Source organism: Algibacter aquimarinus, from assembly GCF_039543265.1.
GTDB lineage: Bacteria > Bacteroidota > Bacteroidia > Flavobacteriales > Flavobacteriaceae > Algibacter_B > Algibacter_B aquimarinus.
In genome coordinates this window covers 492870-508882 of the sequence record NZ_BAABJK010000004.1, presented here as the reverse complement: position 1 = coordinate 508882, position 16013 = coordinate 492870, and the positions used below count along the sequence as shown (strand labels likewise).

Below are 16013 nucleotides of genomic sequence, written 5' to 3'. Positions count from 1 at the left end.
TTTTGGATAACTAATTTCAATAAAAAAATATGTCAAACGACATTCGTATTAAAAAAGGTCTGGACATTAAACTTAAAGGTGAAGCTGAAAAAACCATTGAAAAGGCTATAGTAAGCAACTTTTATACGCTAAGACCGGAAGATTTCCACGGTATTATACCTAAACTTATTGCAAAAGAAGGCACATCTGTAAAAGCAGGTGAAACAGTGTTTTACAACAAAGACATTGAAGAGATGAAGTTTGTGTCTCCTGTAGCAGGTGAAGTTGTTGAGGTTGAACGTGGAGCAAGAAGACGTATTATGGCCATAAAAATACAAGCTGCTAAAACGCAGGAAAGTATAGACCATGGTAAGTTTAATTTTGAGTCTGCTGAAGCAGAAGCAATAAAATCACATTTATTGGCATCTGGTTGTTGGTCTTTTATAAAGCAGCGCCCTTATGATGTAATTGCAAACCCAAGTAAATCTCCAAAAGATATTTTTATTTCGGGTTATGCCACTGCACCATTAGCTGCCGATTTAGATTTTACGCTAAAAGGTAAAGAGGCTGAATTACAGGCCGCAGTTACAGCGTTAGGAAAACTAACTGAAGGACAAGTGCATATTGCTGTTGGAAAAAATGCTGACTCTCCTTTAGCAGGATTAAGTGGTGTTACTTTGCATAAAGTTTCTGGTCCGCACCCGTCTGGTAACGTAGGTACTTTAATAAATAAAGTTAACCCAGTTAACAAAGGCGAAGTAGTTTGGACGGTAAATGCACAAGATCTAGTAATTATTGGTGAGTTGTTGCTTACAGGTAAATTTAATGCAGAACGCATTGTTGCATTAGTTGGTTCTTCAGTTGAGAAGCCAAGATATTTTACTACCAAAATAGGAAGTGAAGTTTCAACAATGATTTACGATAAAGGTGTCTCTAAAGGAGGAAACGACCGTGTGATTTCTGGAAATGTATTAACTGGAAAACAAATAAAACCAGATGGTAGTTTAGATTATTACAGTAATGTAATTTCAGTAATTCCAGAAGGTGATGATTATGAGTTTTTTGGATGGAATAAACCGATATTTAATAAAATATCAACTTCTAGAGCTTTAACATTTTCTTGGTTAAACCCAAATAAGAAGTACGATTTAAATACTAACACAAATGGCGAACATCGTGCATTTGTAACTACTGGAACTTACGAACAAGTTTTTCCTCTAGATATTTTTCCAATGCAAATTTTAAAAGCTTGTATGTATCAAGATTTAGATGAAATGGAAGCCTTAGGAATGTATGAAGTAGCTCCAGAGGATTTTGCGTTAACAGAATTTGTTTGTGTGTCTAAACAACCGCATCAAAAAATTATAAGAGAAGGATTGGACTTAATGCTTAAAGAGATAGGATAATGAGTTTAAAGAGCAAATTACATATTTTAAAAAGGAAGTATAGAGGGTCGAAAATGGCACCAGCTTTTAATGCTATTCATACGTTTTTATACTTGCCAGATGAAACTACCCATAATGGAACTCACATTAAAGTAGCTGATGATTTAAAACGTACCATGAATACCGTTATTATGGCTTTGGTACCATGTTTAATATTTGGAATGTTCAATGCTGGATATCAACATTATTTAGCGTTAGGGGAAATTGATTCTGCAAACGGGTTTTTAGGAGCTTCATTTTGGACCATAGATAACCTAATTATTGGTTTATGGAAAGTATTACCATTGGTAGTAGTTTCTTATGGTGTAGGTTTAGCAGTAGAATTTTTATTCGCCGTTATTAAAGGACATGAGGTTGAAGAAGGGTATTTAGTAACGGGAATGCTAGTGCCATTAATTGTGCCAGTAGATATCCCATTATGGATGTTAGCCGTAGCAGTAATTTTTGGTGTTGTAATAGGTAAAGAAGTTTTTGGAGGAACAGGAATGAATATTTTAAATCCTGCATTAACTATTAGAGCTTTCCTATTCTTTGCTTATCCAACATGGATGTCTGGAGATAAAGTTTGGGTTCACGGAGCAGTAGAACGTGACCAAATGATTGCCGATGGAGCAAATTTAGATGCCATCTCTGGTGAAACTATTTTAGGTAGTTACGCACAAGGAAACTCGGTAGTTTATGATTACTGGGATATGTTTTGGGGAATTATACCAGGTTCTGTTGGTGAAACTTCAAAATTCTTAATTATAATCGGTGCTTTGTTTTTAATTTTTACAAAAATTGGAAGCTGGAGAATTATAGTTTCAACTCTAATAGGTGCTTTAACCATGGGGCTTATATTCAATGGCGTTGTAGATGCAGGTTGGATTGGAGAATCGAGCAAGTTTTACGGTCTAATGAGTGTTCCTTTTTGGCAACATTTAATCATAGGTAGTATTTTATTTGGAGCAGTATACATGGCAACAGACCCTGTAACAGCTTCACAAACTAATAAAGGAAAATGGATTTATGGATTTTTGATAGGATTTATTTCAATCATGATTCGTGTATTTAATCCAGCATACCCTGAAGGTGTATTTTTAGCTATTCTTTTAATGAATGTTTTTGCACCAACTATCGATCATTACGTAGTACAAGGTAATGTTAAGAAAAGAATGAAACGTTTAAAAGTTAAAGCAGCATAATTATGGCAGTTAACACAGATAAAAATTCATATACTATAATATTTGCTATCGCTATGGTATTAGTTGTTGGTTCGCTATTGGCGTTTACAGCATCGTCTCTAAGGCCTAATATTGATGAGAATAAGCGTATGGAAAAGCAACAGAATATCTTGTATGCTATGGGTGTAAACGGTAACGAAGGTGCAGGAGATATCACCTTTGTAGGAACCGATGTAGTTGCTGATGAATTTTCTAAATACATCAAGAAACAATTAGTCATTGAAAACGGAGATGTAAAAGAAGATGAAGAAGCTTACCTAATTGACATAAAGAAAGAACAAACTAGAGCTAAAAATGGGGGGACTAGAAGGTTGCCTTTATTTGTTGGTGAAAAGGATGGCGAAACATTTTACATTGCTCCAATACGAGGAAAAGGACTTTGGGATGCCATTTGGGGGTATGTTGCACTAGATAAAGATATGGTGGTAAAAGGTACATTTTTTGACCATGCCGGTGAAACACCTGGTTTAGGTGCTAACATTAAGCAACGTTATTTTATGGACGACTTTTATGGAGAACGTTTATTAACTGAAGCAGGCGCTTTTAAAGGTATTACGGTTGCTAAAGGAAACGCAGATCCAAAGAATGAAATAAAAGATGATTATGAAGTTGATGCCTTAGCTGGAGCAACTATTACTGGTGATGGTGTTTCAGCCATGATTAAGAATGACTTAAAATTATATTTACCTTACTTTAAAACGTTAAAATAATATGGGACTACTTTCAAAAAAAGATGCAAAGTTAATCACAGACCCGTTAGCTGATAACAATCCAATTACTATTCAGGTATTAGGTATTTGTTCTGCATTAGCAATTACTGCAGAGTTAAAAGCCTCTCTAGTTATGGGTATAGCGGTATTGTTTGTTTTGGGTATAGGTAACGTTGTTATTTCATTAATGAGAAATATCATTCCTTCAAAAATTAGAATTATTGTTCAGCTCATTGTAGTTGCTGCTTTGGTAATTATAGTAGACCAGGTATTGAAAGCATTTGCTTATGAATTGAGTAAAACTTTATCTGTATTTGTGGGACTAATTATAACAAACTGTATTATCATGGGACGTTTTGAAGCATTTGCTTTAGGAAACGGACCTTGGAAATCCTTTTTAGATGGTATTGGTAATGCATTAGGTTATGCAGTTATTCTAATCATTGTAGGGTTCTTTAGAGAGTTACTAGGTTCAGGAACTTTATTTGGTGTCCCTGTATTGGGAGACCCAATCGAAAAAACAGGAGTATACTCTATTGGTTATGAAAATAATGGATTTATGTTAATGCCTCCAATGGCATTAATAGTTGTTGGATTAATTATTTGGGTACAACGTAGTAGAAATAAAGCATTAATAGAAGATCATTAATCAGTATACAGTTATAGTCTTTTATAGCAATAGTAAAGACTGAGACTGAAAACTTAACATATATGGAACATTTAGAATTATTTTTTAAATCAATTTTCGTTGATAATATGGTATTTGCAGTATTCTTAGGAATGTGCTCATACTTAGCCGTTTCTAAGAAAGTTGCAACCGCAGTAGGACTAGGAGCAGCGGTAATATTTGTATTGGCAATTACAGTGCCATTAAACTGGTTATTAGATCAATATTTATTACAGCCAGGAGCTTTATCTTGGTTAGGAGAAGAATACGTAGATTACGATTTAAGTTTCTTATCATTCATCATGTTTATTGCAACTATTGCAACCATGGTGCAGTTGGTTGAGATAGTGGTAGAAAAATTTTCACCTTCATTATATAATTCACTTGGTATATTTTTACCATTAATTGCAGTAAACTGTGCAATTTTGGGAGGATCTTTATTTATGCAATCTCGAGAAATTGAAACTCTAGGGTTAGCATTTAACTATGGAGTTTCTTCAGGAATAGGTTGGTTCTTAGCCATTTTAGCTATAGCAGCTATTCGCGAGAAGATTAGATACAGTAATGTACCAGCTCCTTTAAGAGGCTTGGGAATTACATTTATTATTACAGGATTAATGGGAATTGGTTTCTTGAGTTTTGGAGGGATGCTTACTGGCGGTGATGAAGAAGAGAAGCCAGCAGCAACTGAAACCGTATTAGAAGATATTAAAATTGAAACTGAAAAAGCTAAAGAATTAGCTGAAAATACTAAAACTATAGACTAGTATGATGATTTTAGCAGCAGGAACAACAGGAACAGTTATAGCAACAGTAGCAGCGTTTTTATTAATTACGTTGTTACTTGTAAGTTTATTACTTTTTGTAAAACAAAAATTGTCACCCTCTGGACCAGTAAAAATTACTATCAATGGGGAGCGTGAAATAGAGGTAGCCTCAGGAGGTAGTTTGCTTTCTACGCTTGGAAGTAACAAAGTGTTTTTACCATCAGCTTGTGGTGGAGGTGGAACTTGTATTCAATGTGAATGCCACGTACTATCTGGTGGAGGAGAAGCTCTACCAACAGAAACACCTCATTTTTCGAGAAAAGAATTACAACATGGTGCACGTTTAGCATGTCAAGTTAAAGTAAAACAAGACATGGATATTACTATTCCTGAAGAGGTATTTGGTATTAAAAAATGGGAGGCAACAGTTGTAAGAAATTATAATGTAGCATCATTTATTAAGGAATTTGTAGTTGAAATTCCTGAAGATATGGGTTACAAAGCAGGTGGGTATATTCAAATTGAAATTCCACAATGTGAAATTAAATATTCTGATATTGATATTACTGCTCACCCAGAAGAGCATGAAACTCCTGATAAGTTTCAGGCAGAATGGGATAAGTTTGGGCTTTGGCCTTTGGTAATGAAAAATACAGAAACTGTTGAGCGAGCTTACTCTATGGCTTCTTATCCAGCAGAAGGACGAGAAATTATGCTTAATGTTCGTATTGCAACACCACCATGGGATAGAAATAAAAATGGATGGATGGATGTAAATCCAGGTATTGCTTCATCATACATTTTTGCTCAAAAACCAGGCGACAAAGTAACTATTTCAGGCCCTTACGGTGAATTCTTTATTAATGAGTCTGAAAGTGAAATGCTATATGTTGGTGGTGGAGCAGGTATGGCGCCTATGCGCTCGCACTTATATCACTTATTTAAAACTATCAAAACTGGTAGAAAAGTAACGTATTGGTATGGTGGACGATCTAAACGTGAGTTATTTTATATAGATCACTTTAAATCTTTAGAGAAAGATTTTCCTAACTTTAAGTTTTATATGGCACTTTCTGAGCCATTAGAAGAAGATAATTGGAAAGTAAAAGAAGATATAGACGCACCTGGAGATGGGTTTGTTGGGTTTATTCATAATTGTGTTATAGATAATTACTTAAGTAAACACGATGCTCCAGAAGATATAGAGTTATATTTCTGTGGACCGCCGTTAATGAATAAGGCTGTACAGAAAATGGGTGAAGATTTTGGAATTCCAGACGAACACATCCGATTTGATGACTTTGGAGGATAAATGAAAATAGCAGTATGCAAAACTTAAAAATTGGCTTACTGAACTTTATTTATTATTCTTAAAAAACAAAAAAACCAACTCTGAAGAGTTGGTTTTTTTGTTAATATTTTTATTGGACTAAAATATCAATTCGTATTTTGGTTTATCATTTTCTACTTCGAATAATTTGGTATAATCCATAACATTAGGGATTCTATCCATTTTACATAAAAGTTCTATAACACCGGATAAACCATGAAATAAAACATCTTTATTTGTTATGTTTTTAGGTTTATCATTTTTATAATAAAGAGGTAATTTATAACCACAAGCTTTTAAAAAAGTGGCCTCAATTTTTAATAATTCCAGTGGCGAATAGCCATTAAATTTTCTGCCAAAAGATTGATGCACTTTTCCAACATAATTAAGTTTTAAACTACCATGACTATCAGATAAGTGTTTCCAGCTATCTGTATTATCAAGTATATTTCCAACGGCACATTGCTTGCAACATTCTGGATTCAGCTCATTATTATGAAAAGCATTATATAGCTTTTTAATTGCGGAGTCTAATCTGTATGATGTTTTCATTATTTTTTACTTGTAATTTACCTAAAAAATATGATATCCAAAACTTTAAAAATTAATTACCTGTTGCGGGTGACGAAAACTTTGGAGGTGTAATATTTGTTTTAGTACCTAGCATACCCATTAATTCTTGAACTGCCCTTTCTAATTGTGGATCGTTTCCAGATTCTAAAGCTTTAGCATCTTGCCTCACTTTAATATCTGGAGCAATACCAATATTTTCTCCTATCCATTTATTATTTATAGGATCAAAAACTGCATTGTCAGGTGACGTAAGTGCGCCGCCATCAACCAAGCCGTAATGTACTGACGATTTTACTAACCCACCCCAAGTTTGCATACCTATAAGTTTACCTGCTTTTTGTTGTCTGAATACCCATGGAAAAAAATCTCCACCAGATCCAGCCATCTCATTAATAAGCAAAACCTTCGGGCCCAAAATTCCTGCTGGTAATCTCATGGGTTTCCCATTTGGTACTTCATTGGTAATGGCAGCTCTTAAACTTCTTGTCATTAAATCTACCATGTAGTCATCTAATAGACCTCCACCATTAAATCTTTCGTCAATTACTGCACCTTCTTTGTCTTGCTGTGCAAAATAGTAACGATTAAATGATACAAAACCAGAACCACCAGTATTTGGAACCCAAATATACCCTAAACGGCCATTTGATAGTTTTTCAACTAAGCGTCTATTGTCTTCTACCCAAGTACGTTGTCTTAAAGAATTTTCGCTTCTTATTGGTTTAACTATTTCTTTCCAAGAACCTTTAAATTCGGGCTTATTATTAATATGTAATACGGTTTGTTTATTAATAGTTCCATCAAGAAATTTATAAATATCATGGTCTGAATTAACTTCAACGCCATCAATTCCAACAATGTAATTACCTTCTTTAATGTTTAATCCAGGAGCGTCTAGCGGTCCAGATAGCCCAGGATTCCAACTTTCGGTAGTGTAAATTCGATTTATTTTCCAATATTTGTTTTCTGCGCTCAAATCTGCACCAAGTAAGCCAACCCGATTCGTTTCAGTCTCAGGGAAATCTCCACCAAAAACAAAACTATGGCCAACTGAAAGTTCTCCATTTACTTGGTCTAGAATATAGCTTAAGTCTGCTCTATGTTTTACATAAGGTACTAAAGGCGCATAACGTTTATAAACGGTATTCCAGTTTCTTCCATGAATGTTGGGGTCATAAAAATAATCCCTTTCATAACGCCAAGCTTCTTCGAACATTTGTTCCCATTCTGCTGCATAATCAACATTCATGGAAAGGTTTATTTTAACTTTTTTACCACCTTTTCCACTATCACCCGAAGTATTTATTACTTGCCAACTTCCAGAAACACTGGCAAGCATATGTTTTCCGTTTTGTGTTATAAAAACTCGATTTGCACCAGAGATAAACTCTTTTAGTTTTCTATCTTTTAATTTAAACTTATGAATTTTACTTCCTCTACTATTTGGTATTCTTTCGCCAATAAATAAAGAGCCTTTTTGTCCAGCCATAATTCCTTGATAACTTCTAACAGGAATTGGAAGTGCAATTATACGCCTGTTTAAATCATTAAAATCAATAGTTACTTTTTTATCTTTCTTGTCATCTTTTTTCTTATCGTCATTATTTTCTTCTTTTTTATCCTCTTTACCTTTGTCTTCATCATCTTTTTTTACCTCCTCTTCATCGCTCTTTGGTTTAAATGGAGAACTGTCTTTGGCATCTAAATTAATAACATAGGCTGCGTATCTTGGGTCTGAAGTCATAGCACTAGTATTAGCCCAACCAGAACCTAAAGCAATATCTGTACTAGCAAGAAAATAAAATTGCTTCATATTTAAATCCCAAGCAGGAGAAAAAGAATCTGCAAAACTATCAGTAATTGGTCTTTTAACTTTTTCTGATAAAGACCAAATAAACAATTGTCTTAAATTATTATTCCCAGATTTGGCATAAGCAATCCAATTTGAATCTGGAGACCAAGCCATTTCTATAGAGTTACGTTCAAGGTTGTTTCCTCCAGTATCAATAGTGGCTATTTTTTTAGTATCAATGGTTAATACTCTTAACCTTACATCATCATCTACAAAGGCAATGTGCTTTCCGTCTGGAGACCAAGTAGGATTCCAAGCCATTTTTGATTCTCCAATAGAAATACTTTTAGGTTCAGTTAGCCCATCTTGCGAAGAAATCATGAGTGCATATCCTTTTCTATCAGCATCAGAAAACCAAGCAAGTTTATCGCCTTTTGGAGACCAAATAGGAGCTCTGTCGGCAGCATTCGAGCTATTTGTTATATTTCTTGGGTCTCCAAATTCTACTGGAATAGTAAATACATCACCTCTAGACTCTACAATAACGCGTTTTCCATTTGGCGATAATGAGGCTGAACGTGATGAATTTGTAACGTTTTCCCATTTAGATTGTGCCCATGGAAAATCGCCAATTACGTTAATTTCAAGCTGAGAACTATTGTTGTTAGCTAAATTTAAGAGGTGTAAGTAACCATCTCTTTCATAACTTAAAGTGTTATTCTTGCCAGATAGCCACTTAACATCAGATCCCTTAAAATTGGTTATTTGATTTAGTGCTTTTGTTTTTGTGTTGTAAGACCAAATGTTCGAAACTAAATCTCTGTCAGATAAAAAGTATATAGTGTCTCCTAGCCACACGGGTTTTATATCTGTTGTGTTTACATGTGGTAGTAATTCTTCTTCATTTGTTTTTAAATCTAGAATAAAAAGAGGTGTGTTTTGCCCGCCTCTATAAGCACGCCACTCAGAATCCCACCTACTAATTTTATCAACAATTATTTTTTTTCCATCTGGGGAATATTGTCCATCAAAACCCCATTGTTTTGATAAAAGTTTTGATGTACCTCCATTTGATGAAACAGACCAAAGTCTATTGTGCGGAACAGGTGCCGTTTCTCTTGTGCTAGCATATAAAATATGTTTACCATCATTGCTCCATCCTCTAACACTAGCACTGCTTGGGTGCCATGTTAGTCTTTTAGCTTCCCCACCATTAGATGATACAATATAAACCGCTGTGCTTCCTGACCTATTTGAACTAAAAGCTATCCATTTTCCATCTGGGGAAAAGTGTGGATTAGATTCTACGGCACTAGTACTTGTAATTCGTTTTGCTTCAGTAGAATTTAACTCAGAAATCCAGATATCACTGCCATAAGTGTAAGTTATGTGTGTGTCGCTAATATCTGGTTGACGTAAAAGTCTGGTTCTTTGAGCCAAACAAATACCAGAAACAAATAGGAATAAGATACTTAATGTGATTAATTTTTTCATTTTGATTGATTTAAATGATTGGTTAATGTTTTAAAGTTACACTTTTTACAGTATTAAAAAACAAGTAGTAAAAAGAACTTAAATAAATATAATAGGTTTATTAAACTAACTCTATACTACCCTTTCTCTTTTCTTAATACTTCAAGAGGCGTTTTGGTAATAACACTTCTGCTATTTGATACTCCAATTATTAAAACTAATAAAGTAATTCCAGGTAATAATATAACAAAAGGAACTATTGAGGGTAAAAAAGGTGCTTTAAAAACTAATAAAGCCAATAGCTGACTACTAATTAGTGACAATAAAATACCTGTTAAACTTCCTATAATTGCGAGAAAAGTATATTCTAAAGCAACTATTTTTAATATTTGATTTTTTTTGGCACCTAATGTTCTGAGGATAACACTTTCCCTTACACGTTGATGTTTACTGTTTCGTAATGTACCAATTAGCACCACAATACCAGTTAGTATGCTAAAAAATGCCATAAAATTTATTATCCATCCAATTTTGTTTAACAACTTTTCAATAACACTTAATAATTGTCTAAGATCTAGAATAGATATATTTGGAAACATTGTTACAAGCTCTTGTTGTAAATAAGCGGAAGCTTTCTCGTTTGGGACATAGGTAGAAAGTACCTTAAATTGTGGCGCTTTTTCTAATACGCCTTTAGGAAATAGTACATTGAAATTCACTTGCATCTGACTCCAATCTACAGTTCTTATACTTCCAATTTCGGTATTCATCAAAACACCTTGAACATTAAAAGTTATCTTGTCTCCAATAGTTACTTTAGCATTTTCAGCAAAATTATCGCTAATAGAAATAGGTATTATACTGTTTGGTTTAGCATTTGGAGTAAATACTCCAGAACTTACAGTTTCAGATGACGTTAATGAATCGCGATATGAAACTCTAAATTCATGACTTAAAACCCAACCTCTTATAGTGGAAGTAGAATCTTGTCTAATCTCATTTACAGTTCTTCCTGAAATGCTATGAATACTCATTGTTACTATTGGGATACTACTTATTACGGGATGATTATTTTTTAATATAGTATTTGTAACCGCTTCATTTTGGTTGTTTTGAATATCTAGCAAAATCATGTTAGCATTGTCTGTTTTAGACTCGATAGATGCTTGCGATAAAAGTATATTTTTACTGAAATAGAGGGTGCTAATTAAGAATGTTCCAACGCCAATAGTTACTATTAAAATTAAAGTTTGGTTTTGAGGGCGAAATAAATTCAGTAAACTGGTACGAGCTATAAAACCCCAAGAATGCGGAAAAAACTTTTTTATTAATTTCATCAAACCATTTGCTATACCTCCAAGAATAGAAAACGTTACAATTAAGCCAATAAGAAAGCCTAATGCATACTTTAAATCTTTTAACAACCAATAAGCAAATATAAAAATGAAGATAAAAATTGCAGATAGTATCAATAAGCCGCCTATTTTAGTATTTGAATTGTTGTTTTCCTGAATACGTAGTGCCTGTAACGGAGAAATATAAATAGTGCCAATTAGTGGGTATAGTGCAAATAAAACTGACATGAAAAGTCCCAATAACAAGCCCATTATTATAGCTTGAGGAGCTAAAGTTATTTCAACATCTACGGGTAATAAACCTTCTAAAATTATTGGAAATAATTGTTGTAAAATGATGCCTAAGGATGTTCCCAAAACCCCTCCTAAAAGACCTATGAAAACGATTTGAATTAAGTAAATTAAAAACGTTTGTTTTTTGCTAGCACCGATACATTTTAAAATAGCTACTGAGCGTAGTTTTTCTTTTATGTAAATATGTACAGCACTTGCTATACCTATACAGCCTAATAATAATGCAATAAAAGCAACAAGATTTATAAATTTAGCAAAGTTGTTGTATCTCCTTCCAAGTCTTCTACTTGTACTTGTGTGTATATCTAAATCGGCATCTACTGTATCAAGTTTGTCATCAAGAATATTATCTAAATATTCAAAATCTGTTTCAGGCTTTGCAACAAAATAAAATTCATAATCTAACCTGCTACCTATTTGTACGAGTCCAGACTTTTCTATGTAACTATACGGTATAACTACTGGAGGAGCAATAGCGCTAAATAAAGAAGAACTGCCAGGGATTGATTTTAAAGCACCGCCAATATTAAGTTTTGTTTTTCCAATTTTTATAGTGTCTCCAACGTTTAAACCTAGTTGAAGCATTACAGTGGCGTCAACCAAAGCTGTTTCTTTTTTTTGATAGTTATAAGCAGAGGATTTAGGCTCAGTCTCTAGAGTTCCATAAAATGGAAAATCACCTTTAATACCTCTTACTTGAACAAATTTTGAAGAGGCTTTGTTAGGAAAAATAGCCATGGAAGAAAAGCTAATTTCTTGAGCATTGGCACCACCTAAAGAATCTATAATATGAAGTAGGTTTTCATTTGGAGTTTTATCTGTGTCAATTTTAAAATCACTGCCCATTATTGCTTTAGATTGTAAAGCAATATTGTTTTTTAAATTGTAGCTAAAAGACTGAATTGATACAACTGCAGCAATACCTAAAACAATAGAGGCCATAAAAAGTGTTAGCTTTTTCCAGCTAGCTTTTCCATCTCTCCATGCCATTTTGAATAACCAGCCCAAACTAGTTTTTGAAGTTTTTGTGATATCTACCATTATGTTAGTTTGATGTTTTCAACAACACTTCCTCCTTTAAGTTTAAGAATATGGTTGGTTTTTTGAGCGAGTTCAATATTATGGGTTACGATAACCAAAGTTGTTCCTATTTCTTTGTTAAGATCAAAAAGTAGATTGATTACTTTATCACCAGTTTCAGTATCTAAATTTCCAGTTGGTTCATCAGCAAAAAGAATATCAGGTTTATTTGAAAATGCTCTAGCTAGAGCAACACGCTGCTGTTCTCCTCCAGATAATTGAGAAGGATAATGGTCTAGTCGGTTTCCTAAACCAACTTTTTCTAAAAGTGAAGTGGCATTAACTATAGCTTTTTTATCACCTTGAAGCTCTAGAGGTACGGCAACGTTTTCTAGAGCAGTGAGAGTTGGTAACAATTGAAAATCTTGAAAAATGAAACCAACTTTTTCGTTTCTTAGTTTAGCACGTTGGTCTTCACTAAGTTTGCTTATATCTGTTCCACAAAGTTCTAAAACACCAGAATTGGGCCTGTCTAAACCTGCACATAAACCTAATAACGTTGTTTTTCCGCTGCCAGAAGGACCAACAATAGCGAAAGTTTCTTGTGCTTCAACTGAAAAACTAATGTCCTTTAATATGTTTAAAGACTTAGAACCACTAAAATAAGTTTTCTCTAAGTTCTTAACGTTTAATATCTTTACCATGAATTTTTTTTAACGCAATTTTGCTTTTTTCCAAAGTAAAAAAATGTTTTCAATAATTAAATTTTAGACTATGAGAAACCTGTTAATCTTTTGTTATTTTTTACTCTTTTTTATTGGTTTATCATGTAAGGAAACTAAAAAAGAAGATATTAATATTACTACTGATGATATTGAGGTTTCAGATAATTTACAAGCAGTTACAAAAAAGAGTAAAAGTATTTTGTTTTTTGGAGATAGTTTAACGGCTGGCCTGGGTTTAGATATAGAAGATGCTTTTCCGGCAATTATTCAACGTAAAATAGATTCTTTAGGGCTGTCTTATCAAGTAATAAACGCAGGTCTAAGCGGAGAAACTACAGCTGGAGGAAAAAATAGAATTGATTGGGTGCTTAAGCAAGATGTAGATATTTTTGTTTTAGAACTTGGAGCTAACGATGGTTTACGCGGAGTACCATTAAGTGAAACTAGAAATAATTTACAGGCTATTATAGATTTTGTACGCCAAAAAAATCCAGAGGTTAAAATTATCTTAACAGGTATGCAAATTCCACCTAATTTAGGTGTGGAGTATACAACAGAATTTAAAAAAATATTTCCTGAACTAGCAGCTAAAAATAAATTAGAACTTATTCCTTTTTTGCTTGAAAATGTTGCAGGAATTCCAGATTTAAATCAAGCTGATGGGATACATCCAACTAAAGAAGGACACAAGATTTTGGCTAAAAATACGTGGGAAGTTTTAAAGGATGTAATTTAAATCTAAACTTTTAACGTTTAAAAAATTAAAGGTAAAAAGAATTTAAATAAAAGTACTAAAAGGGCAACAGCAATAAGGTTAATTACAATACCTACTTTAGCCATTTGGCTCACTTTTACATAACCACTAGCAAATACAATAGCATTTGGTGGTGTTGCCATAGGAAGCATAAAAGCGCAACTACTAGCAATAGTAACTGGTATTAATAGGTGTAAAATAGGGACTTCCAATCCTATAGCAATTCCGGCAACCACGGGAACTAATACTGCTGTTAAAGCTACGTTGCTCATTAATTCAGTCATAAACAACATTAAAATAATAAGTAGTGTAGCCATTATTAAAATACTAATATTACTATTTGAAATACCTGTAGCAACTAAATCAACAATACCCGTTGAGGACATTCCCTTCGCTAATGCTAAACCACCTCCAAAAAGAATTAATATACCCCAAGCTAGTTTTTCAGTATCGTTCCATTTTAGAATAAAATCTCCTGTTTTTATATTAAATGGAATTGTAAATAGAGCTAAAGCACCCAAAATACTTATCATTGTATCTGTTAAACCTAGCGAAGGGATTATTGAATTAATGAGACTTCTAAAAACCCATAAAAATACAATTACACTAAAGGTTATTAAAACTTGCTTTTCTTTTCCAGACATTTTGCCTAGTTTTTCCAGTTCATCATTAATAACATTTTTGGAGGTATTAAATACTAAACCTCTATTTGGAAACATCCATTTTACTAAAACAAAATAAATTATAGTAATTAAAATAATTGAAAAAGGAACACCCATAAGCATCCATTTAAAAAAGGAAACCTCAATACTATATTCGTTTTCTAAAAGCCCTATTAAAACCGAGTTTGGCGGTGTTCCAATTACTGTAGCTATACCACCAGCATTTGCTGAAAAAGCAATACCTAACATAACGCTTAGTGCAAAATTTTGATCCTTTTTACTAAACCCATCTTCATCATCAATTAATAATTTTATTACAGATATAGCTATAGGAAGCATAACCACAGTACTTGCAGTGTTGCTAATCCACATACTCATAAAAGCAGTGGCTATCATGAAGCCAAGTATAACTTTATTAGGAGTAGTGCCTGTTTTTTTAATAATATTTAGAGCAATTCTTTTGTGGAGGTTAACTTTTTCTAGGGCTAGTGCTAACACAAAACCGCCAAAAAATAAAAAAACAATTGGACTTCCGTAATTAGCACCAACATCGGCAATGGGCATTACTTTAAATAATGGGAATAATAAAAGTGGTAATAATGCTGTAACCGAAATGGAAACAGCTTCAGTAATCCACCATAAAACCATCCAGAGTGCAGTAGCAATAACCGTATCAGCTTCTTTTGATATAATTTCTATAGAGAAAATTTGAAGAATAATAAACAATAAAGGACCTAAAAAAAGACCTATTTTTTTTGAACTTGGATGTTTTGTCATTTGTATTTTTGACTCAAAAAAGTGTATAAATATCGTTTTAAAGTTAATCAAAATTTTAATGAAATAGATATTAATAGTAATTTTGTAAAATGAGTAAACCACTTACACAACAAGAGCTTCATAATTTAGCAATGAATCATGTTGGAAAAGATTTAGAAAAGCGTGGTTTTGAGTTTATTGCTGTAAATAGTAAACTGAAAAAACATCCGCAATTTGTATGTATCGACAAGAATAGCCAATACTATTTTGTTATTGTTAGAGCAGTAATTTTACCTGATAATCCTAATAATTTTGATGTAGTTTGGATGGAATCTTTTAAAAAACATGCACGCGAAAAAGATGCTAAGGTGCTTTATGCTGGTGTAGGTTTAGGGAATAAGAACGATGAAAAAGCACCTATTTACTTAAACGAAGAATATTTGTTAGAATATAATGGTATTCAAGTTTTAGAAACTAATTTAAACTAG

At 33.2% G+C, this 16013-nt stretch carries 13 protein-coding genes; 8 read left to right on the top strand and 5 right to left on the bottom strand.

All coding sequences use genetic code 11. The annotated features are described in order from the left end of the window. Window positions 1–29: 29 nt before the first annotated feature. The 6 genes from ABD939_RS05190 (at window position 30) to nqrF (ending at window position 6103) form a co-directional block, all read left to right on the top strand. On the top strand, window positions 30–1385 hold the full coding sequence (locus tag ABD939_RS05190) for a Na(+)-translocating NADH-quinone reductase subunit A (RefSeq protein WP_345165322.1): 1356 nt from the start codon (window positions 30–32) through the stop codon (window positions 1383–1385). Then, window positions 1385–2608: an NADH:ubiquinone reductase (Na(+)-transporting) subunit B gene (locus tag ABD939_RS05185; protein ID WP_345165320.1), complete on the top strand. Its 1224-nt coding sequence runs from the start codon at window positions 1385–1387 to the stop codon at window positions 2606–2608. Before ABD939_RS05190 ends, ABD939_RS05185 begins: the two co-directional genes overlap by 1 nt. A gap of 2 nt (window positions 2609–2610) precedes the next feature. Beyond that, window positions 2611–3357: a Na(+)-translocating NADH-quinone reductase subunit C gene (locus ABD939_RS05180; protein WP_345165317.1), complete on the top strand. Its 747-nt coding sequence runs from the start codon at window positions 2611–2613 to the stop codon at window positions 3355–3357. Between the two features lies 1 nt (window position 3358). Next, on the top strand, window positions 3359–4006 hold the full coding sequence (locus tag ABD939_RS05175) for an NADH:ubiquinone reductase (Na(+)-transporting) subunit D (protein ID WP_345165314.1): 648 nt from the start codon (window positions 3359–3361) through the stop codon (window positions 4004–4006). 62 nt (window positions 4007–4068) lie between these two features. Continuing rightward, complete coding sequence (gene nqrE / locus ABD939_RS05170) at window positions 4069–4791, top strand: NADH:ubiquinone reductase (Na(+)-transporting) subunit E (protein WP_345165312.1); 723 nt, start codon at window positions 4069–4071, stop codon at window positions 4789–4791. A gap of 4 nt (window positions 4792–4795) precedes the next feature. After that, window positions 4796–6103 (top strand): NADH:ubiquinone reductase (Na(+)-transporting) subunit F, encoded by a 1308-nt coding sequence (gene nqrF / locus ABD939_RS05165; RefSeq protein WP_345167332.1) that lies wholly within the window; start codon window positions 4796–4798, stop codon window positions 6101–6103. Window positions 6104–6220: 117 nt separating this feature from the next. On the opposite strand, the gene ABD939_RS05160 is transcribed toward nqrF, so the two are convergent. The 4 genes from ABD939_RS05160 to ABD939_RS05145 form a co-directional block, all read right to left on the bottom strand. Next, window positions 6221–6673 (bottom strand): Na(+)-translocating NADH-quinone reductase subunit F, encoded by a 453-nt coding sequence (locus ABD939_RS05160; RefSeq protein ID WP_345165310.1) that lies wholly within the window; start codon window positions 6671–6673, stop codon window positions 6221–6223. A gap of 52 nt (window positions 6674–6725) precedes the next feature. Further along, entirely contained in the window at window positions 6726–9980 is a 3255-nt protein-coding gene (locus ABD939_RS05155; protein ID WP_345165308.1) for a S41 family peptidase, read from the bottom strand. A 116-nt stretch (window positions 9981–10096) separates the two neighbouring features. Then, window positions 10097–12649, bottom strand: a complete 2553-nt coding sequence (locus tag ABD939_RS05150) for an ABC transporter permease (protein WP_345165306.1) — start codon at window positions 12647–12649, stop codon at window positions 10097–10099. Beyond that, window positions 12649–13332, bottom strand: a complete 684-nt coding sequence (locus tag ABD939_RS05145; protein WP_345165303.1) for an ABC transporter ATP-binding protein — start codon at window positions 13330–13332, stop codon at window positions 12649–12651. The genes ABD939_RS05150 and ABD939_RS05145 overlap by 1 nt, the downstream gene beginning before the upstream one ends. Window positions 13333–13402: 70 nt before the next feature. On the opposite strand from ABD939_RS05145, the gene ABD939_RS05140 reads away from it, so the two are divergent. Continuing rightward, a complete protein-coding gene (locus ABD939_RS05140; RefSeq protein WP_345165301.1) occupies window positions 13403–14089 on the top strand; it encodes an arylesterase in 687 nt (228 codons plus the stop codon). Window positions 14090–14106: 17 nt separating this feature from the next. On the opposite strand, the gene ABD939_RS05135 is transcribed toward ABD939_RS05140, so the two are convergent. Continuing rightward, window positions 14107–15546 carry an SLC13 family permease gene (locus ABD939_RS05135; protein ID WP_345165298.1) on the bottom strand — a complete coding sequence of 480 codons (1440 nt, stop codon included), beginning with the start codon at window positions 15544–15546 and terminating at the stop codon, window positions 14107–14109. 89 nt (window positions 15547–15635) lie between these two features. Here ABD939_RS05135 and ABD939_RS05130 point away from each other — a divergent pair, with 89 nt between their 5' ends. Then, entirely contained in the window at window positions 15636–16013 is a 378-nt protein-coding gene (locus tag ABD939_RS05130) for a Na(+)-translocating NADH-quinone reductase subunit F (RefSeq protein WP_345165295.1), read from the top strand.

Bases quoted from the DNA above. Each gene is read 5' to 3' on its own strand.
- ABD939_RS05190 (WP_345165322.1), top strand. From the start codon at position 30: ATGTCAAACGACATTCGTATTAAAAAAGGTCTGGACATTAAACTTAAA.
- ABD939_RS05185 (WP_345165320.1), top strand. From the start codon at position 1,385: ATGAGTTTAAAGAGCAAATTACATATTTTAAAAAGGAAGTATAGAGGG.
- ABD939_RS05180 (WP_345165317.1), top strand. From the start codon at position 2,611: ATGGCAGTTAACACAGATAAAAATTCATATACTATAATATTTGCTATC.
- ABD939_RS05175 (WP_345165314.1), top strand. From the start codon at position 3,359: ATGGGACTACTTTCAAAAAAAGATGCAAAGTTAATCACAGACCCGTTA.
- nqrE (WP_345165312.1), top strand. From the start codon at position 4,069: ATGGAACATTTAGAATTATTTTTTAAATCAATTTTCGTTGATAATATG.
- nqrF (WP_345167332.1), top strand. From the start codon at position 4,796: ATGATTTTAGCAGCAGGAACAACAGGAACAGTTATAGCAACAGTAGCA.
- ABD939_RS05160 (WP_345165310.1), bottom strand. From the start codon at position 6,673: ATGAAAACATCATACAGATTAGACTCCGCAATTAAAAAGCTATATAAT.
- ABD939_RS05155 (WP_345165308.1), bottom strand. From the start codon at position 9,980: ATGAAAAAATTAATCACATTAAGTATCTTATTCCTATTTGTTTCTGGT.
- ABD939_RS05150 (WP_345165306.1), bottom strand. From the start codon at position 12,649: ATGGTAGATATCACAAAAACTTCAAAAACTAGTTTGGGCTGGTTATTC.
- ABD939_RS05145 (WP_345165303.1), bottom strand. From the start codon at position 13,332: ATGGTAAAGATATTAAACGTTAAGAACTTAGAGAAAACTTATTTTAGT.
- ABD939_RS05140 (WP_345165301.1), top strand. From the start codon at position 13,403: ATGAGAAACCTGTTAATCTTTTGTTATTTTTTACTCTTTTTTATTGGT.
- ABD939_RS05135 (WP_345165298.1), bottom strand. From the start codon at position 15,546: ATGACAAAACATCCAAGTTCAAAAAAAATAGGTCTTTTTTTAGGTCCT.
- ABD939_RS05130 (WP_345165295.1), top strand. From the start codon at position 15,636: ATGAGTAAACCACTTACACAACAAGAGCTTCATAATTTAGCAATGAAT.